Origin of the sequence: Amycolatopsis keratiniphila, assembly GCF_000400635.2 — a bacterium.
GTDB lineage: Bacteria > Actinomycetota > Actinomycetes > Mycobacteriales > Pseudonocardiaceae > Amycolatopsis > Amycolatopsis keratiniphila.
This window is the reverse complement of record NC_021252.1, coordinates 1,232,693-1,255,431: the sequence shown is the minus strand read 5'-3', so window position 1 is coordinate 1,255,431 and position 22,739 is coordinate 1,232,693. Positions and strand designations below refer to the sequence as shown.

The following is a 22,739-nucleotide window of genomic DNA, read 5'->3' as shown; positions in this document are numbered from 1 at the left end:
CGCCACTCACCGTCCGCGACGCCGAGTGTGAGCAAGGGACCTTTGCTACCACCTCGTCCATTCCAGGCAGGTGGTAGCAAAGGTCCCTTGCTCACTTACCGCAGGTCAGAGCGGTCAGCCCTGGTAAAAGAGGGTCTCCACGACCGCATGAGCACGTCGCGTCGTCCGCCGGTAGGCATCGAGGAACTCGCCTGGATCGTCATCGGCCGAGTAACCGAGCACTCGGGCGACCGCGGCTAGGTCCCGGCCGGAGCTCGGGATCTCGTCGACGGCCTTGCCGCGAACCAGCATCCCGGCATTGCGCACACGCGTCGCGAGCAGCCAGGCCTCGGTCAGGGATTCGATCTCGGCGGACTCGGCGAGCCCCGCCTCCGCCACGGCTTTCAGCGCCTCGATCGTCGAAGTGGTCCGAAGTCCCTCGACTTCGTGCCCATGGCGCAGCTGCATGAGCTGCACAGTCCACTCCACGTCGGCGAGCCCTCCGCGGCCGAGTTTCGTGTGCCGTGTCGGGTCGGCGCCCTTGGGCATCCGCTCCGTCTCCACCCGGGCCTTGATCCGCCTGATCTCCCGCACCCGAACGGCGTCGAGGCCCGCTTTCGGGTATCGAATGGGGTCGATCATCTCGATGAACCGAGCGCCAAGGTCGTCGTCGCCTGCGATGAATCGTGCGCGGAGCAGCGCCTGCGACTCCCAGACCTCCGCCCAACGACCGTAGTAGCTGCGGTAGGACTCCAGGGTTCGCACCAACGGGCCGCTTCGCCCCTCCGGACGGAGGTCGGCGTCGACGACCAGCGCAGGATCGGGGCTCGGGGCCCCGAGGATCTTGCGCACCGTCTCGGCGACCGAGGAAGCGAACTTCGCGGCTTCGGAGTCCGACACTCCTTCCGCCGGCTCGCACACGAAGAGAACATCCGCGTCAGATCCATAGCCGAGTTCGGCGCCGCCCAGGCGTCCCATACCGATGACAGCGATCTTCGCGGGGGTCTGGCCGAGCTCAGCCTGACGCTGGCGAAAAGCAGCGGCCAAGGCACCTTGAAGCACGGCGACCCACACGCTCGACAACGCCGCGCAGACCGCGGGAACGTCCAGCAACCCCAGCAGATCCGCCGACGCGATCCTCAGCATCTCGTGACGGCGGAGCGATCTCGCGGCCGCGACCGCGGCGTTCAACCCCGGTTGCCGCCGTACTGCGGCTCGCAGCGAGGTGGCCACCTCTGCCGGAGTGCGACCGGCCAGCCGCGCGGGATCACCGAGCAGTTGCAGGACCTCGGGCGCTCTCGCCAGCAGGTCGGGTACCAGTCGCGAGGTACCCAGCAGAAAAGCGAGCCGCTCGACGACCGCGCCCTCGTCCCGGAGAACCCTGAGGTACCAAGGCGTTTCCTCAAGCGCTTCGGAGACCTTCCGGTAAGACAGCAGTCCACGGTCAGGGTCCGGAGTGTCGGCGAGAAGGTCCAGCAAAACCGGCAGCAGTGCCTGCTGGATGGCCGCCCGACGTGACATTCCCGCGGTCAACGCCTTGATGTGCTGAAGGGCGCCGTCCGGAGCGGCATAGCCGAGCGCGGCGAGACGGCTCTCCGCCTGTTTAGTGGTCAGCCGGAGCGCTTCGGTCGGCACGTTCGCGACAGATTGCAGCAGAGGCCGGTAGAAGAGCTTTTCGTGAAGCCGTCGGATACTCTGCAGATGACGACGGAACTCCGCCAGCAGAACGTCCCCTTCACTTTTGCCCCGCGCTGGCCGCACACCGCTCGCCCTCGCGATCGTTCGCAACTCGCTGACGTCCGAATCGGCAGGGAACAGGTGCGTGCGCCGGAGCCTGCGAAGCTGAAGCCGATGCTCGATGGTCCGGAGAAATTCGTATGACGATGTGAGCTCCGCGGCGTCCTTCCGGCCGACATAGCCGCCGTCACCGAGGGCGGCGAGCGCGTCCATCGTGGACGGAGATCGCAGATCCGCGTCGATCCTGCCGTGGACCAATTGCAGCAACTGCACGGCGAACTCGACGTCGCGGAGGCCTCCACGCCCCAGCTTCAGCTCCCGCTCCGCGTACGCGGAAGGCACGTGCCCTTCGACGCGGCGCCGCATCTTCTGGACTTCGGGGACGAAATTCTCCCGATCGGCCGCGGCCCATACCTTCGGTGCGACCATCTCCGCGTACTGGCGCCCGAGCTCGGCGTCGCCCGCGACCGGCCGTGCTTTGAGCAAGGCCTGAAACTCCCAGGTCTTGGCCCACTTCTGGTAATAAGCGGCGTGCCCATCGAGGGTCCGGACCAAGGCACCCGCCTTACCCTCGGGACGCAACGCCGCGTCGACCTCGAAACAGGCCTTGCCGACCACGCGCATCATCGTGCTGGCGAGCCGCGTGGAGATCGTCAGATCTCCATCGCCGACAAAGATGACGTCCACGTCGCTCACATAATTCAGCTCTCGACCACCGCATTTCCCCATCGCGATGACGGCCAGCCGGCCTTCGGCACCGGCACCCACCTCGGCCTCCGCGACCAGCAGCCCCACTGACAGCGCGGCTTCGGCCAGCGTGGTGAGCTGGGCACCGATCTCGGCATAGGGAGGCTGGCGAAGGCCAGGTTCGACCAGATGCCCGAGGTCGGCCGCTGCGATGCCGAGGAGCAGCTCGCGGTAGCCGACGCGAAGAGCCTGCTCCGACTCGAGTCCAGTGAGCAGTTCTCCATTCGGTCGTAAGTGGTCGAGGAGACTGCTCACGTACTGACCTGGCTCGGTGCTTTTCTGTCCTTCGAGGGTCTTCCAGCAGCCGGTGTTCGAGACCAGGAAGTCCGCGAGTGCGCTCGAGGTACCCAAGACACCGAGCATCCGGCCGCGGAAGGTGCGATTGGTGCGGAGCGCCTGGTCGAGTCCGCTCCAGTTTTCAGGGTCGGCTTCCCTGATCCGGTCTAGGCCGCTCAAAGCGAGATCAGGATCCGCCGCGCGGGAAAGCGCGGACAACACGTCGGCGGCGGAGCCATCCGGGCCGGCTTCGGTCCACCAACCGGCAGCACGCAGCTGCCCGTCGGCACGGGGATCGGTGAAGCCGTATCTCGCTACGGAAGCGGTCGGCCTGGCGCGCTCAACCATCGGCTTCCACCGTAGTCGCCCTTCCGCCCGCGGCCAGACGGACGCGCAAGGGAGCAAGGGACCTTTGCTACCACTAGGCGGCGATCCTGCCGACTTCCTGTTCCGGAACGGGCGGGGCGGGGCTGGTGAAGCTGCCTGCATTGACGGGGCTCCGCCGTGAAAGGAGGTAGATCCCAATGCCGATCGCGAGGCCCGCGACACCGACGGCGATCGTGCCCACTGTGCCGGTCGAGGTCACGAGGCCGGCACCTGCACCGACGATGGCGGCTGCCGGAAGCGTGAACAGCCAGGCGGTCACCATGCGACCGGCCGTACGCCAGCGAACCGGTGACTCATTCCTGCCCACACCGGAGCCGACGATGCCGCCTGAGCAGACGTGGGTCGTCGAAAGCGGGAAGCCGAAGTTCGTCGAGGCGAGGATGACGGCCGCCGAGCTGGTCTGCGCGGCGAACCCCTGCGGGCCATCGATATCGGTGAGGCCTTTGCCCAGCGTATAGGTGATTCGCCAGCCGCCCAGGTACGTGCCGAGCGCCAGCGCCAGCGCCGCGCTGACGATCACCCAGAGCGGCGGCCCCGCCCCGGCGGGGAGGGTCCCGGCGGTGATCATCGTCAGCGTGATCACGCCCATGGTCTTCTGCGCGTCGTTCGTGCCGTGGGCGAGCGAGACCAGCGAAGCCGAGATGATCTGGCCGACTCTGAAGCCCGCGGTGCGACCGCGGCGGACGAAGAAGCGGTAGACGAAGTACGTCACGGCCATCGCGACGAGGCCGGCCAGGACCGGCGACAGCGCCGCTGGAACCAGCACCTTCTCGACGATCTTTCCGAAATGGACGGAGTCCGTTCCGGCCGACACCCACGTGGCACCGATCAGCCCTCCGAACAGCGCGTGGGACGAGCTGGACGGCAGGCCGATGAACCAGGTGATCAGGTTCCACACGATCGCCCCGACCAAGCCCCCGAAGACGATCGCCGGGCCGATCTTGGTGTCGTCGACCAGTCCATTCGAGATGGTCTTGGCCACCTCGACCGACAGGAACGCTCCGACCAGGTTCAGGACCGCGGAGATCGTCACTGCGACCTTGGGCCGCAACGCCCCGGTGGCGATCGACGTCGCCATCGAGTTTGCCGTGTCATGGAACCCGTTTGTGAAATCGAAAATTAGGGCCGTGACGACGACGAGCACGACCAACAGTGAGGGCTCCACCCCGACCTCCGAACCCTTCGAAACTCCCCTCGCAAGGTACCTGACGGCAAGAGCCGAGTGTTAATAACCCATACGGATTTGAGACATAAGTCGTTAAGCCATCGGCAATGTACGTTGACGGTCCGCAGCCGGGGCGAGGTCGCCGGACACCAGTCGGACGAAGCGGTGGGCGAACGGTCGCCAGGTTTCGGTGATATCGGCATGCACCTTGGCGAGGTTTTCCGGGGTCAGTACGTCCGGCCGGGTGAGTTCCGCCATTTCCGGCGCCTGCCATGCCCAATCGAGGACCACATCAGGCGTCGTCTCGATGTGGAACTGGACACCGTAGGCACAACGGTCGAATCGGAAGGCCTGGTAGGCGTACCGCGGGGAAGAGGCGAGAATCTCCGCGCCTGCGGGCAGCCGGGTGATCGCGTCGTTGTGGAACTGCAGGACGTCCTGCATGAGCGGCAGGTCCGCGAACAGCGGGTCGGTCCACGCAGCGTCCTTCTTGGACACAAGCCCCGGGCCGACCTCGGGCCCTTGATCGCCCGTGCTGACACTGCCGCCCAGCGCTACGGCCAGTAGTTGGCTGCCGAGGCAGATCGCGAGTGTCGGGATCCGTGCTCCCGCGGCTTTCGAAAGAAGCTTCCGCACGTCCGCGAGCCATGGGTAAGCCTCGTCGTCATTCGCACCCATCCCGCCGCCAAGGCATACGACGCCGGCGTATCCGTCGAGATCGGCGGGGAGAGTTTGATCAGGCAACAACCGGATGTCGAGCTCGGCGCCCGCCTCGGTGAGCCAGTCGCCGAGGGGGCCGATCGGGTCTGATTCATCCGGCTGGATGACGAGCAACTTGGGAGCGGTCACCTCCCCAGCCTACGACCGCGTCGAGAGCAAGGGACCTTTGCTACCACGCGGGGCGGTGGTAGCAAAGGTCCCTTGCTCCTCAGCAGGCGCAGAGCGGGGTGGGTGCGGAGGTGTGCGCCGGCAGCAGGGCGTCTCGCTCAACGGGATAGCCGGCTGCTTGCCAGGCGGTGATGCCACCGGAGAGGCGTTTGATCTTGAAGCCGAACTCCGCGAGTTTTAAAGCGCCCTTCGTCGCGGCGTTGCAGTGGATGCTCTCGCAGTAGCAGATGTAGACGAGTCTGCGGTCCAGTCCGCTGACCGACTCTGCTGTCATGTCCCGGTACGGGAGATTGATCGCGCCGGGGATACGAGCGGACGCGAAGGCCTCGGGAGCTCTGGTCTCGACGACCACGTAACCCTGCTGGGTGTCAGAGGCGAGATCACGGACCAGGTCGTCCGGGTCGACCTCGAGAGCGAGTTCAGCGCGCAGGTGCGCGGCCGCGGTCGCGCTGTCCAGGGCCGGGAACGTCAATGCGCGGGGTTCGGTCGTCATGGCTCAATCCTCGTAGGCAGTGATCGCTCGCGACATCGGAGAATCCAGGTCTTGGAAACGGCTAGCCTGGAGATTCCTCGCGGGCATGACGATCGACCTGGAGTTCTGTGAACCTCGATGATCTCGACTGGCAGCTGCTCGAACTGCTCCAGTCCGACGGCCGCCTGACCTACTCGGAGCTCGGCAGGCGGGTGTCGCTGTCCGCGCCCGCGGTGACCGAGCGGGTACGTCGGCTCGAGGAGAAGGGGATCATCACCGGGTACTCGGCAAGTGTCGATCTGACGAAGCTCGGGCTCCCCATCGAAGCGATGGTCCGGGCGAAGGTACGCAGCCTGGACACGGCACGCTTCCGCGAAACCATCCTCGCGCTACCGCAGGTGCTCGATGCCGACCACGTCACGGGCGACGAGTGCTGGTTGGTGCGAGTTGCCTGCCGGAACACGGCAGAGCTGGAGGAACTCGTAGAGCGGATGCAGCGCTATGGCGAGACGACCACATCGCTGGTCTTCTCGTCGCCTGTGCGCCGGCGGGCGATCGGCCGCGAAAGCTGCTGAGCGAGATCTCCGCGGGGGAGCAAGGGACCTTTGCTACCACTCGGCAGACCCAAGCATGAAAAAAGGTCTGGGACCTGGGAGAACTCTCGGTTCTCGACCAGGTCCCAGACCCTTTTCTTCAATGTTAGTCCGGCGGTGTCCTACTCTCCCACAACCCTTCGGTTGCAGTACCATCGGCGCTGTCAGGCTTAGCTTCCGGGTTCGGAATGGGACCGGGCGTTTCCCTGACGCTATAACCACCGAAACACTACGAAACAACACACACTGCCTGTTTCCAGAACGGTGTGGTGTTTCAGAGCTGTAGAGTGGATGCGTAACATCTTTGTGGGCAAGTCCTCGGCCTATTAGTACCAGTCAACTCGACAACACATTACTGTGCTTCCATTTCTGGCCTATCAACCCAATGGTCTGTTGGGGGCCTTAACCCACAAGGGGTGGGATACCTCATCTTGGAACAGGCTTCCCGCTTAGATGCCTTCAGCGGTTATCCCTTCCGAACGTGGCCAACCAGCCATGCCACTGGCGTGACAACTGGCATACCAGAGGTTCGTCCGTCCCGGTCCTCTCGTACTAGGGACAGCCTTCCTCAAGTATCCTACGCGCGCGGCGGATAGGGACCGAACTGTCTCACGACGTTCTAAACCCAGCTCGCGTGCCGCTTTAATGGGCGAACAGCCCAACCCTTGGGACCTACTCCGGCCCCAGGATGCGACGAGCCGACATCGAGGTGCCAAACCATGCCGTCGATATGGACTCTTGGGCAAGATCAGCCTGTTATCCCCGGGGTACCTTTTATCCGTTGAGCGACACCCCTTCCACCAGGTGGTGCCGGATCACTAGTCCCGACTTTCGTCCCTGCTCGACATGTCTGTCTCACAGTCAAGCTCCCTTGTGCACTTGCACTCAACACCTGATTGCCAACCAGGCTGAGGGAACCTTTGGGCGCCTCCGTTACTCTTTAGGAGGCAACCGCCCCAGTTAAACTACCCATCAGGCACTGTCCCTGAACCAGATCATGGTCCGAGGTTCAGATTCCCAATCCGACCAGAGTGGTATTTCAACAACGACTCCACCAACACTAGCGTGCCGGCTTCACAGTCTCCCACCTATCCTACACAAGCCGAACCGAAAACCAATACCAAACTATAGTAAAGGTCCCGGGGTCTTTCCGTCCTGCCGCGCGTAACGAGCATCTTTACTCGTAGTGCAATTTCGCCGGGCCTGTGGTTGAGACAGCCGGAAAGTCGTTACGCCATTCGTGCAGGTCGGAACTTACCCGACAAGGAATTTCGCTACCTTAGGATGGTTATAGTTACCACCGCCGTTTACTGGCGCTTAAATTCTCAGCTTCACCCCCAAAGGGGTTAACCGGTCCTCTTAACGTTCCAGCACCGGGCAGGCGTCAGTCCATATACATCGTCTTGCGACTTCGCATGGACCTGTGTTTTTAGTAAACAGTCGCTTTCCGCTGGTCTCTGCGGCCACCCACCCCTAGTCCGCAAGGGACTTCAGAGTGTTTGGCCCCCCTTCTCCCGAAGTTACGGGGGCATTTTGCCGAGTTCCTTAACCACAGTTCACCCGATCGCCTTAGTATTCTCTACCTGACCACCTGTGTTGGTTTGGGGTACGGGCCGTGCACGCACTCGCTAGAGGCTTTTCTCGGCAGCATAGGATCACTCTACTTCACCTCAATCGGCTACGCATCACGTCTCAACCTATATGAATGGCGGATTTGCCTACCATTCGGTCTACACGCTTACACCAGTACTACCACTCACTGGCGGAGCTACCTTCCTGCGTCACCCCATCACTCGACTACTACGGAATCAGATCCCACGCTCCACACTCGCGTATCCACCCGAAGGCTTCAACACGAGGCTTTGGGTGGTTAGTATCAACCGCCTCATCCTGGGCGCACGTGCTCGGGTACGGGAATATCAACCCGTTATCCATCGACTACGCCTGTCGGCCTCGCCTTAGGTCCCGACTTACCCTGGGCGGATTAGCCTGGCCCAGGAACCCTTGGTCATCCGGCGGCAGAGTTTCTCACTCTGCATTCGCTACTCATGCCTGCATTCTCACTCCCACACCCTCCACGACTGGCTTCCGCCGCCGCTTCCCTGGATGCAGGACGCTCCCCTACCCATCCGTGCGACTAGACATCCCTTCAAGAGAGACGCCGATCTATATGCACGAATGACACAGCTTCGGCGGTGTGCTTAAGCCCCGCTACATTGTCGGCGCAGGACCACTTGACCAGTGAGCTATTACGCACTCTTTCAAGGGTGGCTGCTTCTAAGCCAACCTCCTGGTTGTCTGGGCAATCCCACATCCTTTCCCACTGAGCACACACTTAGGGGCCTTAGCTGGTGTTCTGGGCTGTTTCCCTCTCGACGACGAAGCTTATCCCCCGCCGTCTCACTGCCACACTCTCACACCACGGTATTCGGAGTTTGGTTGATTTCGGTAACCCGGTAAGGCCCCTAGACCATCCAGTAGCTCTACCCCCGTGGAGAAACATGTGACGCTGCACCTAAATGCATTTCGGGGAGAACCAGCTATCACGGAGTTTGATTGGCCTTTCACCCCTACCCACAGCTCATCCCCTCAGTTTTCAACCTAAGTGGGTTCGGCCCTCCACGTCGTCTTACCGACGCTTCAGCCTGGCCATGGGTAGATCACTCCGCTTCGGGTCTAGACCACGCGACTATGACGCCCTATTCAGACTCGCTTTCGCTACGGCTACCCCACACGGGTTAACCTCGCCACGCAGCACTAACTCGCAGGCTCATTCTTCAAAAGGCACGCCATCACCTCAACATCACAAGGATGTGCTCGGGCTCTGACGGCTTGTAGGCACACGGTTTCAGGTACTCTTTCACTCCCCTCCCGGGGTACTTTTCATCTTTCCCTCACGGTACTAGTCCGCTATCGGTCTTCAGGAAGTATTTAGGCTTACCGGGTGGTCCCGGCAGATTCACAGCAAATTCCACGAGCTCGCTGCTACTCGGGAACACCAGACAAACAATCCACAACGTGTTTTCGCGTACGGGACTCTCACCCACTCCGGTCGCCCATCCCAAGGCGTTCCACTAACACGCGTAATCGTTCCGAGGACTGTCAGATCCTCGACGCTGGGTCCCACAACACCGCTTATACAACGCCTGACAGCTTGACATATAAACGGTTTAGCCTCTTCCGCTTTCGCTCGCCACTACTCACGGAATCACGGTTGTTTTCTCTTCCTACGGGTACTGAGATGTTTCACTTCCCCGCGTTCCCTCCACGCACCCTATATATTCAGATGCGGGTAACACCACATAACTGGTGCTGGGTTTCCCCATTCGGAAATCCTCGGATCACAGCTCGGTTGACAGCTCCCCGAGGCATATCGCAGCCTCCCACGTCCTTCATCGGCTCCTGAAGCCAAGACATCCACCATGTGCCCTTAACAACTTGACCACAAAGATGCTCGCATCCACTCTACAGTTCTCAAACACCACACCAGAAACAAACGTCCCAGAGGGTACTAGCCCCTTGGCGTGTTGCCTCAGGACCCAACAGCGTGCTGAGTGAACAATTCTTCCGACCTCCCAGGAGCACCCGTTCCACGCACCAAAAGTGCAGTACTAGAGCGTCCCGGCAGAAGCCGGCCGAACCCTAACCAGTAGTTCCACAATTCCTTGAGCAACCCAGGCAGAAACACATTCGGTTTCTAGGCCTGAGCCACTCCACAGTGCTGGTCTCGGGTATCCCGAGGACTGTGGATGTGTTGCTCCTTAGAAAGGAGGTGATCCAGCCGCACCTTCCGGTACGGCTACCTTGTTACGACTTCGTCCCAATCGCCAGTCCCACCTTCGACCACTCCCTCTCCGAAGAGTTGGGCCATGGGCTTCGGGTGTTACCGACTTTCATGACGTGACGGGCGGTGTGTACAAGGCCCGGGAACGTATTCACCGCAGCGTTGCTGATCTGCGATTACTAGCGACTCCGACTTCACGCAGTCGAGTTGCAGACTGCGATCCGAACTGAGACCGGCTTTAAGGGATTCGCTCCACCTCGCGGTATCGCAGCCCTCTGTACCAGCCATTGTAGCATGTGTGAAGCCCTGGACATAAGGGGCATGATGACTTGACGTCATCCCCACCTTCCTCCGAGTTGACCCCGGCAGTCTCCCACGAGTCCCCGCCATAACGCGCTGGCAACGTAGGATAAGGGTTGCGCTCGTTGCGGGACTTAACCCAACATCTCACGACACGAGCTGACGACAGCCATGCACCACCTGTACACCAACCACAAGGGAAGCCCTATCTCTAGGGATGTCTGGCGCATGTCAAGCCCAGGTAAGGTTCTTCGCGTTGCATCGAATTAATCCACATGCTCCGCCGCTTGTGCGGGCCCCCGTCAATTCCTTTGAGTTTTAGCCTTGCGGCCGTACTCCCCAGGCGGGGCGCTTAATGCGTTAGCTACGGCACGGACAACGTGGATGTCGCCCACACCTAGCGCCCAACGTTTACAGCGTGGACTACCAGGGTATCTAATCCTGTTCGCTCCCCACGCTTTCGCTCCTCAGCGTCAGTATCGGCCCAGAGACCCGCCTTCGCCACCGGTGTTCCTCCTGATATCTGCGCATTTCACCGCTACACCAGGAATTCCAGTCTCCCCTACCGAACTCAAGTCTGCCCGTATCGCCCGCACGCTCCACGTTAAGCGTGGAGTTTTCACGAACGACGCGACAAACCGCCTACGAGCTCTTTACGCCCAATAATTCCGGACAACGCTCGCACCCTACGTATTACCGCGGCTGCTGGCACGTAGTTAGCCGGTGCTTCTTATCCAGGTACCGTCACTTGCGCTTCGTCCCTGGCGAAAGAGGTTTACAACCCGAAGGCCGTCATCCCTCACGCGGCGTCGCTGCATCAGGCTTGCGCCCATTGTGCAATATTCCCCACTGCTGCCTCCCGTAGGAGTCTGGGCCGTGTCTCAGTCCCAGTGTGGCCGGTCACCCTCTCAGGCCGGCTACCCGTCGTCGCCTTGGTAGGCCATTACCCCACCAACAAGCTGATAGGCCGCGGGCTCATCCCGTACCGCCGGAGCTTTCCACCCCTCACCATGCGATGAGAAGTCATATCCGGTATTAGACCCAGTTTCCCAGGCTTATCCCAAAGTACAGGGCAGATTGCCCACGTGTTACTCACCCGTTCGCCACTAATCCCCCACCGAAGCGGGTTCATCGTTCGACTTGCATGTGTTAAGCACGCCGCCAGCGTTCGTCCTGAGCCAGGATCAAACTCTCCAACAATGTCTTCGAATTCAATCGAGGCAATATAATGCTCTCAAAGGAACCTCTTACGAGGTTTCACTACATAAGCTCTACTGGCTTAGTTCACTAGCACACTGTTGAGTTCTCAAGCAACACGCTTTGCTTCAAGCGATATTCACAAGCTTTTGGTCGAGCATGCCGAATCCTACGGTCTTAGTCGTAGGGGGTCGGCGGCCGCTCGTGGGCCGACGCTGAACGTTACCTGGTCCGGTTCGCGGTGTCAACCCGCTCGGCCCTGGTTCCTGACCTCGGGGCTTTCGGCCCCGGCGGCCCGGTGTTCCTGGCGACGAAGAGAAGATTACATGCCCCGGAACCCCCCGAAAACAGGGGGGTCACTTAACGACATCGCCGCAGGTCAGCCGGTGTAAACCCCCGTCATCCGACGGTCTTCAGGTAGCGAGGCGGTTCGCGGGCGGGGACGACGCGTTCGAAGTCGGCCGCGTAGGCGAGCACTCGGGCGTCCGCCCACTGCCCCGCCATGAACGAAACCCCGACCGGGAGCTCGCCTACGAAACCGGCCGGCACGGTCACCGCGGGGTAGCCCGAGACCGCGGCCGGCGTCGACGACGGGATCACGTCGTTGTCGCCGGTCTTGCAGTCGGTCTTCCAGGCGGGCGGGTTGGTGGGCGCGGCGATGGCGTCGAGGCGGTACTTCGCGAGGGTCTCGTCGATCGAGCGTTTCGCCAGATCGGTGAGCTCGCGGCGGTTGGCCTGATAAGTGGGGTCGGACGGACTGGGCGCGACGAGTGCCTGTTCGAAGAGTTCCTGTCCGGCGAAGCAGGTCTGCTCCAGCGGGTCGGACCGGTTGTAGGCGATCAGCGCGGCGAGGTCGCGCGGGCCTTCGGGGCGCGTGGCCAGGTAGCGATCGATGTCGCGATGGAACTCGGTGAGCAGGGCCGGGAACTCCAGTTCGCCGAGCCTCGCCTGGTACGGCGGCGTCACCTCGACGACTTCAGCCCCCGCCTTGACCAGCGAGTTCTTGGTCTTCATCATCACGGCTTCGACGTCCGGCCCGAGGACCGGCAGGCGCCAAAGCCCGATCCGGGAGCCCTTCAGCACGCCGGGCCGCAGGTGCGCGGCGTAGTCGGTCGGCTGGTTCGGCGGGTACGTGCCGGTGGCGGGGTCGCTCGGGTCGCGGCCCTGGAGCGCGGACAGCGTCAGCGCGACGTCGACGACGTGCCTGGCCATCGGGCCTGCGGTGTCCTGTTCGGCCGAGATCGGCACCACGCCGGTGCGGCTGACCAGGCCGAGACTCGGTTTGTGCCCCACTGTCGCGGTCATCCCCGCCGGGCAGACGATCGAGCCGTCGGTCTCACTGCCGATCGCCACCTGGGCGAGTGAAGCGGCGACACCCGCGGCGGATCCGGCGGACGACCCACACGGGTTGCGGTCGAGCACGTACGGGTTGTTCGTCTGCCCACCGACGCCCGACCACCCGGAAGTGGGTTTGGCGGCGCGGAAGTTCGCCCATTCCGACAGGTTCGCCTTGCCTAGGACGACCGCCCCCGCGTCACGCAGACGGCGGATCAGGGTCGCGTCCTTCGCGGGCTTGCCGCGCAGTGCGCGCGACCCCGCCGTCGTCTGCTGGGAGCGGGTGTCGACGTTGTCCTTCACGAGGACCGGGATGCCGTCCAGCGGTCCCCGCGTCTTGCCGGCACGTCGCCTGACGTCGCTCTCCGCGGCTTGCGCGATCGCGGCCAGGTTGACCGCGATGACCGCGTTCACCTTCCGGTCGATCTTGTGGATGCGGTCGAGATAAGCCGAGGTCAGGCCGACGGCGGTCAGCCGTCCGGAGGACATCCGGGCCTGGAGCGCGGGGATGTCGGCGGCGTCGAGATCGAGTGGTTTTCCGGCGGCCGATGCCGCTGGTGCGGCGCTTGCCACGATGGTCGCGGCGACCAGCGCCGTCAGAACTCCGAACACCGGCCGCCGCACCATCAGGTCTCCTTCGTCTAGAGAACCGGAAGCAGGGTCCGCAGCTCGTACGGGGTCACCGCGCTGCGGTAGTTATCCCATTCAACACGTTTGTTGCGAAGGAAGAAGTCGTAAACGTGCTCTCCGAGCGCTTCGGGCAGAAGTTCCGATTTTTCCATCTCCGCCAGCGCCTCCCCGAGGTTCTGCGGAAGCTGGGCATATCCGGCCGCGCGGCGCTCGGCGTCCGACAACTGCCAGATGTTGTCCTCGGCGGGCGGCGGGAGCTCGTAGCCCTTCTCGATGCCCTTGAGACCGGCGGCCAGGATGACCGAGTACGCCAGATAGGGGTTGCACGCCGAGTCGAGCGTGCGGATCTCCACGCGGCGTGACGACGCCTTGCCCGGCGAGTACATCGGCACCCTGACCAGCGCGGAGCGGTTGGCGCGGCCCCACGAAACGGTGGTCGGGGCCTCGCTGCCGCTGATCAGCCGCTTGTAGGAGTTCACCCACTGGTTGGTGACCGCCGAGATCTCCTTCGCGTGGTGCAAGAGCCCCGCCACGAAGGCCTTGCCCGTCGCGGACAACTCGTATGGGTCTTCCGCGTCGTAGAAGGCGTTGCGATCGCCCTCGAACAGGCTCACGTGGGTATGCATGCCGGAACCCGGCTGGTCGGTGAAGGGTTTCGGCATGAAGGTCGCGCGAACCCCCTGGGTGAGTGCGACCTCCTTGACCACGTAACGGAAGGTCATCACGTTGTCGGCCATGGTCAGCGCGTCGGCGTACCGGAGGTCGATCTCCTGCTGGCCGGGCGCGCCCTCGTGGTGACTGAACTCGACCGAGATCCCCATCGCCTCGAGTGTCTCGATGGCGTGGCGGCGGAAGTGCGTCGCGGTCGCGTGGCTCGCCTGGTCGAAGTAGCCGCCGTTGTCCGCGGGCTCGGGCTCGCTGCCGTCGTCCGGCAGGTTGGAGAGCAGGAAGAACTCGATTTCGGGGTGGACGTAGCAGGTGAAACCCGCTTCGCCCGCCTTCGAGAGCTGCCTGCGGAGGACGTGCCGGGGATCCGCCCAGGACGGGGAGCCGTCCGGCATCGCGATGTCGCAGAACATGCGCGCCGAGTACGGGCCGCCGTCAGGCGTTTCCCACGGCAGGACCTGGAACGTGGCCGGGTCGGGCTTCGCGACCATGTCCGACTCGTAGACGCGCGCGAATCCTTCGATGGCCGATCCGTCGAAGCCGATGCCCTCGCTGAAGGCGCCCTCGAGCTCGGCGGGCGCCACCGCGACGGACTTGAGAAACCCCAGCACATCCGTGAACCAGAGCCTGACGAAACGGATGTCGCGCTCTTCCAAGGTACGGAGCACGAACTCCTGCTGGCGATCCATGGCCGCACCCTAACGAGAACGTGTTAACGACATGTTTCGCGACGCGCCGATCGACCGGAAGTGGTGGTTCACCCCACGAGGACCGGCTCGGGCTTGGCCGCCTTGGTGATCGACAGCGAAGCGACCGAAGCGATCACGGCGAGGCTCGCGGCGATGTACCAAGCGAGCGCGTAGCTACCCGAGGAATCGCGGATCGCGCCCGCACCGAAGGCCGCGAGACCGGCTCCGAGCTGGTGGCTGGCGAAGACCCAGCCGAAGACGATCGGCCCGGCGGCGCCGTATTGCCGGACACAGAGCGCGACGGTGGGCGGAACCGTCGCCACCCAGTCGAGGCCGTAGAAGATGATGAACGCCCACATGCTCGGTTCCACCGTTCCGCTCAGCAGTTGTGGGAGCAGGGCGAGCGAAACGCCGCGAAGGGCGTAGTAGACGCCGAGCAGGATCCGGGGATCGACGCGGTCGGTGAGCCAGCCCGAGGCGATCGTGCCGACGACGTCGAAGATGCCGACGAGGGCGAGCAAGCCGGCGGCGGTCGTCTGCGGCATGCCGTGGTCGTGCGCCGCGGGCACGAAGTGCGTGCTGACCAGGCCGTTCGTCGTGGCGCCACAGATCGCGAAGCCGACGGCGAGCAGCCAGAACGTCCTCGTGCGGGCTGCCGAGCCGAGGACCGAAAGCGCGCGGCGGGCGGAACCGCCCGTGCGGGCGACCGGAGCGACTTCGCCCGGCTCCGCGCCGTAAGCGGTCGTTCCGACGTCGGACGGGTGATCGCGGACGACCAGGAGGACGACGGGGACGACGGCCAGCGCGGCGATGGCGATGACGAGCGACGCCGTCCGCCAGCCTTCGTCGACGGCGAGGTTCGCCACGATCGGCAGGAAGATCAGCTGGCCGGTGGCGCCCGCCGCGGTGAGGACGCCGGTGACGACGCCGCGGCTGCGGACGAACCAGCGTGCGGCGACGGTGGCGGCGAAACTCATCGCCATCGAGCCGGTGCCGACGCCGACCAGTACTCCCCAGCAGAGGATGAGCTGCCAGCTCGCGTTCATGAACACCGTGCCGCCCGCGCCGATCGCGACGACGAACAACGCCGTCGAGGCGACGCGTCGCATGCCGAAGCGCTCCATGAGAGCCGCCGCGAAGGGCGAGAAGAGTCCGTAGAGGACGAGGTTCACGGAGACGGCCGAAGCGATCGTCGCGCGCGACCAGCCGAACTCGTTGTGAAGCGGGTCGATGAGTACGCCTGGGGCCGCGCGGAAACCGGCGGCGGCGAGCAGGGCGATGAAGGCGGCGGCGGCGACGAACCACGCGCGGTGGAGCCGGGTCTCGGATTGCACGGGTACAGCGTCATGGGCGGCGGCGCCCGGCGAAAGCGGCCGGAAGGACACTGTGCGAAAGATTCGGGCCAAGCCATAGGCTTCGGTCATGCGCTGCCGTCACCTCGTGCCGGCGCTGCTGCTCACGCTCGGGCTCATCGGCGGCTGCGCGGGGTCTCCCCCGCTGCCGCCTGCCCAAGACTACGTGAGCGCGGCGGCCGACTCCCTCGTTTCGTTGCGCAGCGTGCGGTTCACGCTCGGGGTGAACGGCGTCGTCACCGGCCTGCCGGTGCGCGGGCTGGACGGCGATGTCAGCCTCGATGGAGGCGCGGTCGGTAAGGCCGACCTGCAGGACGACTCCGGGCGGCGGAAGGTCGAGTACCGGATGTCTGGCTCGGAGGTCACGCTCAGCGGGCCCGACGGGGAGCAGGTGCTGCCGGCTTCGGCGCCGTACACGCCTGAAGCGATGCTTGGGCCCGAAGGCGGGCTTCGGCGGCTGCTGACCGGTGCGACCGACCTGCGGGGCGAGCGGTGGGAGCGGGTGCAGGACACCGAGTCGTTCCGGATCGCCGCGAAGGTGCCGGCCGCGGTGATCGGCGGGATCGTGCCGGAGATCAAGTCGGACGTGTTCGTGAAGCTGTGGATTTCGCGGGACGAGCCGCGGCGGCTGGTGCGGGTGTGGCTGCAGGTGCCGCCGACGAAGCCGGAGGAGTTCGCGGTGATGTTGGAACTGGCGTTGACCAGGCATAACGCGGTGGTCGTGGGGGCCGGGCGGTAGCAAAGGTCCCCTGCTCCCTTTTGGGCGGGAAATGCCTGGTCAGCGGGGTCGGTGGTAGCAAAGGTCCCTTGCTCCCCCGCTAGGAGCAGCGGGTGTCGGGCGCGGGTAGGTCGCCATCGATCAGATAGGCGCGGCCGGCACTGTCGACGCACTCGTTGCCGTCGAGGAACACGGTGTGCTGCGCGCCCTCGAACGTGAGCAAAGCTCCCTTGAGGTCTCGCGCCAGGTTCACACCGGACGCGTACGGGGTCGCCGGATCGTCGGTGGTCGAGATGACCAGGGGCCGCGGCAGGCCGTCGACGTCCGGTTTGTGCACCTCCGACGTGGCGGGCACCGGCCATACCGAACAGATGTCCAGCTCGCTCATGTCCGGGGTGCCGCCGGTCAGGAACGGCGCGCCCTGAAGCATCCGCTGGTGAGCGTCGTCGATGACGCGCCTGTCGGCGATCCGCGTGCTGTCGACGCAACGGACGGCGAAGTACACGTCGAGGATGCCGGTGTACCGGCCGTCCGGCTCGCGGCCGTAGTAGTTGTCGGCCAACGCGACCAGCGTCTTGCCACTTCCCCGCTTGAGCTCGGCGAACCCGTCGTTGAGGAACTTCCACGCGTCCTGCGAGTACAGCGCGGCGCTGGTGCCGGTGATGGCGTCCTCGAACGAGAGCTTGCGGGTCCCCGCGGGTACCGGGGCGGTGATCAGCGGCTGGACCAGGTCCTGGAACGCCTTCGTCACCGCGCCCGCGTCACGGCCGAGCGCGCAATCCGTACGAGCCACGCACCACTTGCCGAATTCGGCGAAGGTGTTCTGGAAGCCCGCCATCTGGATGACGAGCGATTCGGCGGTGTCGAGTTGAGGATCGACGGCGCCGTCGAGGAGCAGCGCCCGCACCTTGTCCGGGTAGGCCTCGGCATAGGCGGTCCCGATCTGCGTGCCGTACGAAAAACCCAGGTAGGTGAGCTTTTCGTCGCCCAGGGCTGAGCGCAGGACGTCGAGATCGCGGACGACATCCCTGGTCCCGATGTTGGCGAGAAGCTCTTTGCCGTGCTTCGTGCGCTCAGCGCACTTCGCGGCGTACGCCCTGGCGTCGGCGAGTTGCTTCGCGATCCCGGCGGGTGTCGAGTCGCTTTCCGAATCTTCCGCGCGATCCGCGTCGCGTTCGGCATCGGTGAGGCAGACGAGCTTCGGCTCGCTGGTCCCGACCCCACGCGGGTCGAATCCGACGATGTCGAAACGCTCGGCCAGCGCCGCGGCGGGCCGGGACTTCGCGATCCGCGCCGCGGCCGAGACGCCCGAGCCACCGGGGCCACCCGGATTGAGCACGAGGGAGCCGATCCGTTTGCCGGTGTTCTTCGTCTTGTGCCGGAGGACGCCGATGGAGATCGTCTCGCCGTCCGGCTTCAGGTAGTCGAGCGGCACGGTGAGCTTCGCGCAGTCGAACCCCTTGTCCTCGAAGCACGCGCCCCACGCCAACTTCTGCGCAGTGAATTTCTCGAGCGCCTTCGGGTCCGGAGTAGGTGACGCCGTGGTGGTCGGCGACACCGTCGGCGCGGGCTGTGGCTGCTGCGTCGTGCAGGAAGCGACCAGCACGGCGACAACGAGCACGGCCGGGACGCGGCGAAGGCTCATCTCGCGATCTTCGCAGCGTCCCGGCCGTTCATGGCCCTTCACGCCGAACTCGTTACTTGGCGGCGCAGCGCGTGCCCTCGTCCGGCAGGGCGCCGTTCACCAGGTAGTCGATGCCGATCTGGTCGACACACGAGACGCCCTGGAGGAACACCGTGTGCTGGTTGCCCTCGAACGTGAGCAAAGCTCCCTTGATCGCTTTCGCGAGGTTGACGCCCGCCTGATACGGGGTCGCCGGGTCGTTCGTCGTCGAGATGACCAGCGTCTTCGGCAGGCCCTCGACGTTCGGCTGGTGCGGCTCCGAGGTGTTCGGCACCGGCCAGAAGGCGCAGGAGTCACGCGCGGCTCCGTCCGGCTTGCCGTCGTCGAGGAACGGCGCCGCCTGCGCGTACCGCTTCTGCGCGTCGAGGATCTTCGCCGGATCGGTGACCCGGGGGTCGTCGACGCAGCGGATCGCGACGAAGGCGTCCTGCGTCGTCCCGTAGCGGCCGTCGGCGCCGCGCTCGTTGTAGAGGTCGGCCAGTTTTTCCAGGCCGCCGCCGCGCTGGCGCTTCAGGTCGTTGAGCGCGGTGTTCAGCGGTTCCCAAAGATCTTCCTGGTAGAGGGCCTGTATCACGCCCGTCGTCGCGTCCTCGTACGACAGTTTCCGGCCGTCGCCGACCGGTACCGGGAAGTCGATCAGGGGCCGCACCAGGTCCTGGAACGCCTTCGTCGCGCCGGCGGCGTCGCGCCCCAGCGCGCAGTCCTCACGCGCGGCGCACCAGTTCGAGAACTCCCCGAACGCCTTGCCGAAGCCCTGCCCCTGCGCGACCAGCGACTCAACCGCGTCCTGCTCCGGGTCGACGGCACCGTCGAGCACCAGCGCGCGGACGTTCGCAGGGAACGCCTCGGCGTAGGCGGACCCGATCCGCGTCCCGTAGGAGTAGCCGAGGTAGCTCAGCTTCGGCTCGCCGAGGACCGAACGCAGGATGTCCATGTCCTTGACGACGTCACGCGTACCCAGGTTGGCGAGCATCGCGGCGCCGTGTTCGGTCCGCTCGGCACACTTCGCCGCGAAGTCCTGGGACTCGGTCTCCTGCTTTTTCACTCCCTCGGGTGACCCGTCGGTCTCGCTGTCGTCCGCGCGGTCCGCGTCGCGTTCGGCATCGGTCAGGCAGCGGACCTGTGGCTGGCTCGCGCCGATGCCGCGCGGGTCGAAGCCGACCACGTCGAAGCGCTTGCCCAGCTCGTTCGTCGCCGTCCGGGAGGCGAGACCGGCCGCGGCCTGCATGCCCGAGGCGCCGGGCCCGCCGGGGTTGACCACGAGCGCCCCAATCCTTTCGTCGGTATCCAGCGCCTTCCGGCGCAGCAGACCGAGCGTGATCGAGTCGCCTTCGGGCTTCGCGTAGTCGAGCGGGACGGTGAGCCGGGCGCACTGTGCGTCCTTCACCCGAAACGCCGCTTTCGCGTCATCGGATGTCGCGTAGGGTGCACAGTCGGCCCAGGTCAGGCTCTGTCCGTAGAACTTTTCGAGTCCGGCGGGCACCGGTCCGGTCGGAGCATGCGACTCGGTGGCCGGAGGCGGCGGCTGGGTTCTACCCTCTCCCGACGAGCACGCGGCGACGGTGACCGCGAGCAGGCCGGACAGCGTGATCGCGGCGAATCGACGGGCACGGGACCTGGCGCTGACATGAGTGGACACGGTTGGATCGTGCCATCGGCCGTGGAACTCGGCCGCACCACCACTGCGTTGGTGATACGGGTGCGGACGGCAGAAGAACAGACGGGAGCACAGGGGTGGCAGCACTGATCAGCCGGGTGGGCAAGAAGCTGCGCCGGATCATCCAGCGGCCGGGCAGCGTCGAGCTGACCCGCTACGAAGCGCTGCTGCCGGCCATCGAGAAGCTCGAGCCCGAGTTGGAGAAGCTTTCCGACGAGGAGCTGACAGAGCGGGCCGGCAAGCTTCGCGACGCCGCTTCCTTCGGCAACGACCAGCTGATCGAGGTCTGCGCGCTCGGTCGCGAGGCCGCGCGGCGGGCGCTCGGCGAGCGTGCCTTCGATGTCCAGTTGCTGGGCACGATGGGCCTGCTCAGCGGGCATATCGTGCAGATGGAGACCGGTGAGGGCAAGACGCTGGCGGGTGCGCTGGCCGGCGCCGGGTACGCCCTGCGCGGGAAGCACGTCCACGTCGTCACGGTGAACGACTACCTCGCCCGTCGTGACGCCGAGTGGATGGGCCCGATCTACGCCCTGCTCGGCGTCTCCGTCGGCTGGGTCGAGCCCGCGCACTCCCGCGACGAGCGCCGCGAGGCGTACGCGAAGGAGGTCACGTACGGCGCCGTCAGCGAGATCGGCTTCGACGTGCTGCGCGACCGCCTGGTGACCCGCGAAGAGGACCTGGTCCAGCGCGAGCCCGAGGTGGCGATCGTCGACGAGGCGGACTCCGTGCTGGTCGACGAGGCCCGCGTGCCGCTGGTGATGGCCGGCTCGATCGACCACACCGACGCCGACGAAGAGGTCGCGAACATCGTCCGGCGGCTGCGGCTCGGGCTCCACTACGAGACCGACGCCGACGGCCGCAACGCCTGGCTGACCAAGGCCGGCGCTTCGGTGGTCGAGAAGGCACTCGGCGACGACATCAACCTCTACGACGAGACGGGCTCGGACCGGCTGCCCGCGGTGAACGTGGCGCTGCACGCGCACGCGCTGCTCACCCGCGACGTCGACTACCTCGTGCGCGACGGCAAGGTGCATCTGATCAACGCCGCGCGCGGCCGCGTCGCCGAACTTCAGCGCTGGCCGGACGGTCTCCAGGCCGCCGTCGAGGCGAAGGAGCAGGTCAAGGCGACCGACCGGGGCGAAATCCTCGACTCGATCACCGTGCAGGCGCTGCTCGCGCGCTACCCCGAGGTCGCGGGCATGACCGGTACCGCGGTCGCGGTCGCCGAGCAGCTGCGCGAGTTCTACAAGCTCGAGGTCGCGGTCATCCCGCCGAACACGCCGAACATCCGTGAAGACCAGGAAGACCGGATCTTCGGGTCGCCGTCGCAGAAGCTGCGCGCGATCGAGGAGGAGATCCGGCGGGTGCACGAGAGCGGGCGGCCGATCCTCGTCGGCACCCAGGACGTCGCCGAATCCGAGGAGCTGGCCGAGAAGCTGGCGAAGGTCGACCTCGAATGTGTCGTGCTCAACGCGCGCAACGACGCCGAGGAGGCCGCGATCATCGCCGACGCCGGCAAGAAGGGCGCGGTCACCGTCTCGACCCAGATGGCGGGCCGGGGTACCGACATCCGGCTGGGCGGCAAGGACGGCGAAGGCCGCGACGAGGTCGTCGAGCTGGGCGGCCTGCACGTGATCGGCACCGCCCGTTACCCGTCGAGCAGGCTGGACGGCCAGCTGCGCGGCCGGTCCGGGCGACAGGGCGACCCGGGCAGCGCGGTGTTCTTCGCGAGCCTGAACGACGAGCTCGTGCTGTCGAACGCGCCGGACATCCCCGAGGGCATCAGCTCGGACGTGGGCAGCGGCGAGATCGTCGACCCGGCGGCGCTGCGGCAGATCAACCACGCTCAGCGCGTCGCCGAGGGTGTCGACCTGGAGATCCACCGGAACACCTGGCGCTACACACGGCTGATCGAGCGGCAGCGCGGCGAGCTGCTGGAGCACCGGGACAAGGTGCTGCGGACGGCGCACGCGGCGGAGGTGCTGGAGAAGGCGCACCCGGAGAAGTTCAAGGAGCTTTCGGAGAAGGTCGACGACGAGGCCCGCGTCGAGCAGCTGTGCCGCGAGGTGCTGCTGTTCCACATCGACCAGCTGTGGTCCGACCACCTGGCGTTCCTGACCGACGTGCGGGAGAGCATCCACCTGCGGGCGCTGGCGCGGGAGACGCCGATCGACGAGTTCCACCGCGCGGCGATCCCCGAGTTCCACAAGATCATCCCGGAGGCGGCCGAGCGGGCGGCGAAGACGCTCGAGGAGGCCGAGATCACCGACAACGGGATCGACCTCGGGGACGCGGGGGTGCGGCGGGCGAACACGACGTGGACGTACCTGGTGCACGACAACCCGTTCGACTCCGACTTCGAGCAGACCATCAAGAAGGTCCGGAGCATGATCAAGCGCAAGTAGCGCGCGGGGAGCGGGGGACCTTTGCTACCACTCTCTTTCGGCGAGTGGTAGCAAAGGTCCCCCGCTCTCTTTTCGCGA

Annotated in this window: 12 protein-coding genes and 3 rRNA genes; 3 read left to right on the top strand and 12 right to left on the bottom strand. The window is 65.2% G+C overall.

Annotation, left to right across the window (positions count from 1 at the left end; translation table 11 throughout):
• Positions 1 to 114: 114 nt before the first annotated feature.
• From AORI_RS47120 to AORI_RS47105, 4 genes are all read right to left on the bottom strand, one after another.
• A complete protein-coding gene (locus AORI_RS47120; RefSeq protein ID WP_016331619.1) occupies positions 115 to 3,087 on the bottom strand; it encodes a bifunctional [glutamine synthetase] adenylyltransferase/[glutamine synthetase]-adenylyl-L-tyrosine phosphorylase in 2,973 nt (990 codons plus the stop codon).
• A 73-nt stretch (positions 3,088 to 3,160) separates the two neighbouring features.
• Positions 3,161 to 4,279, bottom strand: a complete 1,119-nt coding sequence (locus AORI_RS47115) for an inorganic phosphate transporter (protein WP_081809772.1) — start codon at positions 4,277 to 4,279, stop codon at positions 3,161 to 3,163.
• Positions 4,280 to 4,384: 105 nt separating this feature from the next.
• The gene (locus AORI_RS47110; RefSeq protein ID WP_016331617.1) at positions 4,385 to 5,140 is read right to left on the bottom strand and encodes a type 1 glutamine amidotransferase; all 756 of its coding nucleotides are present in this window, start codon (positions 5,138 to 5,140) and stop codon (positions 4,385 to 4,387) included.
• Between the two features lie 79 nt (positions 5,141 to 5,219).
• On the bottom strand, positions 5,220 to 5,672 hold the full coding sequence (locus AORI_RS47105; RefSeq protein ID WP_016331616.1) for a rhodanese-like domain-containing protein: 453 nt from the start codon (positions 5,670 to 5,672) through the stop codon (positions 5,220 to 5,222).
• Between the two features lie 107 nt (positions 5,673 to 5,779).
• Between AORI_RS47105 and AORI_RS47100 the strand changes: the two genes are divergently transcribed.
• Positions 5,780 to 6,226: an Lrp/AsnC family transcriptional regulator gene (locus AORI_RS47100; protein ID WP_016331615.1), complete on the top strand. Its 447-nt coding sequence runs from the start codon at positions 5,780 to 5,782 to the stop codon at positions 6,224 to 6,226.
• A gap of 127 nt (positions 6,227 to 6,353) precedes the next feature.
• Here the strand turns inward: AORI_RS47100 and rrf are convergent.
• From rrf to AORI_RS47070, 6 genes are all read right to left on the bottom strand, one after another.
• Positions 6,354 to 6,470, bottom strand: a 5S ribosomal RNA gene (gene rrf, locus AORI_RS47095).
• An 80-nt stretch (positions 6,471 to 6,550) separates the two neighbouring features.
• Positions 6,551 to 9,688 (bottom strand): 23S ribosomal RNA (locus tag AORI_RS47090).
• A 321-nt stretch (positions 9,689 to 10,009) separates the two neighbouring features.
• Positions 10,010 to 11,528: ribosomal RNA gene (locus AORI_RS47085) — 16S ribosomal RNA — on the bottom strand.
• Together the 16S, 23S and 5S rRNA genes form the textbook arrangement of a ribosomal RNA operon.
• Positions 11,529 to 11,924: 396 nt before the next feature.
• A complete protein-coding gene (locus tag AORI_RS47080) occupies positions 11,925 to 13,487 on the bottom strand; it encodes an amidase (protein WP_016331614.1) in 1,563 nt (520 codons plus the stop codon).
• A 14-nt stretch (positions 13,488 to 13,501) separates the two neighbouring features.
• Entirely contained in the window at positions 13,502 to 14,845 is a 1,344-nt protein-coding gene (gene glnA, locus AORI_RS47075) for a type I glutamate--ammonia ligase (protein WP_016331613.1), read from the bottom strand.
• 68 nt (positions 14,846 to 14,913) lie between these two features.
• Positions 14,914 to 16,179 carry an MFS transporter gene (locus AORI_RS47070; RefSeq protein WP_016331612.1) on the bottom strand — a complete coding sequence of 422 codons (1,266 nt, stop codon included), beginning with the start codon at positions 16,177 to 16,179 and terminating at the stop codon, positions 14,914 to 14,916.
• A gap of 88 nt (positions 16,180 to 16,267) precedes the next feature.
• On the opposite strand from AORI_RS47070, the gene AORI_RS47065 reads away from it, so the two are divergent.
• Positions 16,268 to 16,936 (top strand): LppX_LprAFG lipoprotein, encoded by a 669-nt coding sequence (locus AORI_RS47065; protein WP_051552882.1) that lies wholly within the window; start codon positions 16,268 to 16,270, stop codon positions 16,934 to 16,936.
• Positions 16,937 to 17,015: 79 nt separating this feature from the next.
• Here AORI_RS47065 and AORI_RS47060 read toward each other — a convergent pair whose 3' ends face one another.
• On the bottom strand, positions 17,016 to 18,560 hold the full coding sequence (locus tag AORI_RS47060; protein ID WP_081809639.1) for an alpha/beta hydrolase: 1,545 nt from the start codon (positions 18,558 to 18,560) through the stop codon (positions 17,016 to 17,018).
• Between the two features lie 52 nt (positions 18,561 to 18,612).
• Complete coding sequence (locus AORI_RS47055; RefSeq protein WP_228688392.1) at positions 18,613 to 20,184, bottom strand: alpha/beta hydrolase; 1,572 nt, start codon at positions 20,182 to 20,184, stop codon at positions 18,613 to 18,615.
• A gap of 149 nt (positions 20,185 to 20,333) precedes the next feature.
• Between AORI_RS47055 and secA2 the strand changes: the two genes are divergently transcribed.
• Positions 20,334 to 22,661, top strand: coding sequence for an accessory Sec system translocase SecA2 (gene secA2, locus AORI_RS47050; protein ID WP_016331608.1), 2,328 nt, complete (start codon positions 20,334 to 20,336; stop codon positions 22,659 to 22,661).
• Positions 22,662 to 22,739 lie beyond the last annotated feature (78 nt).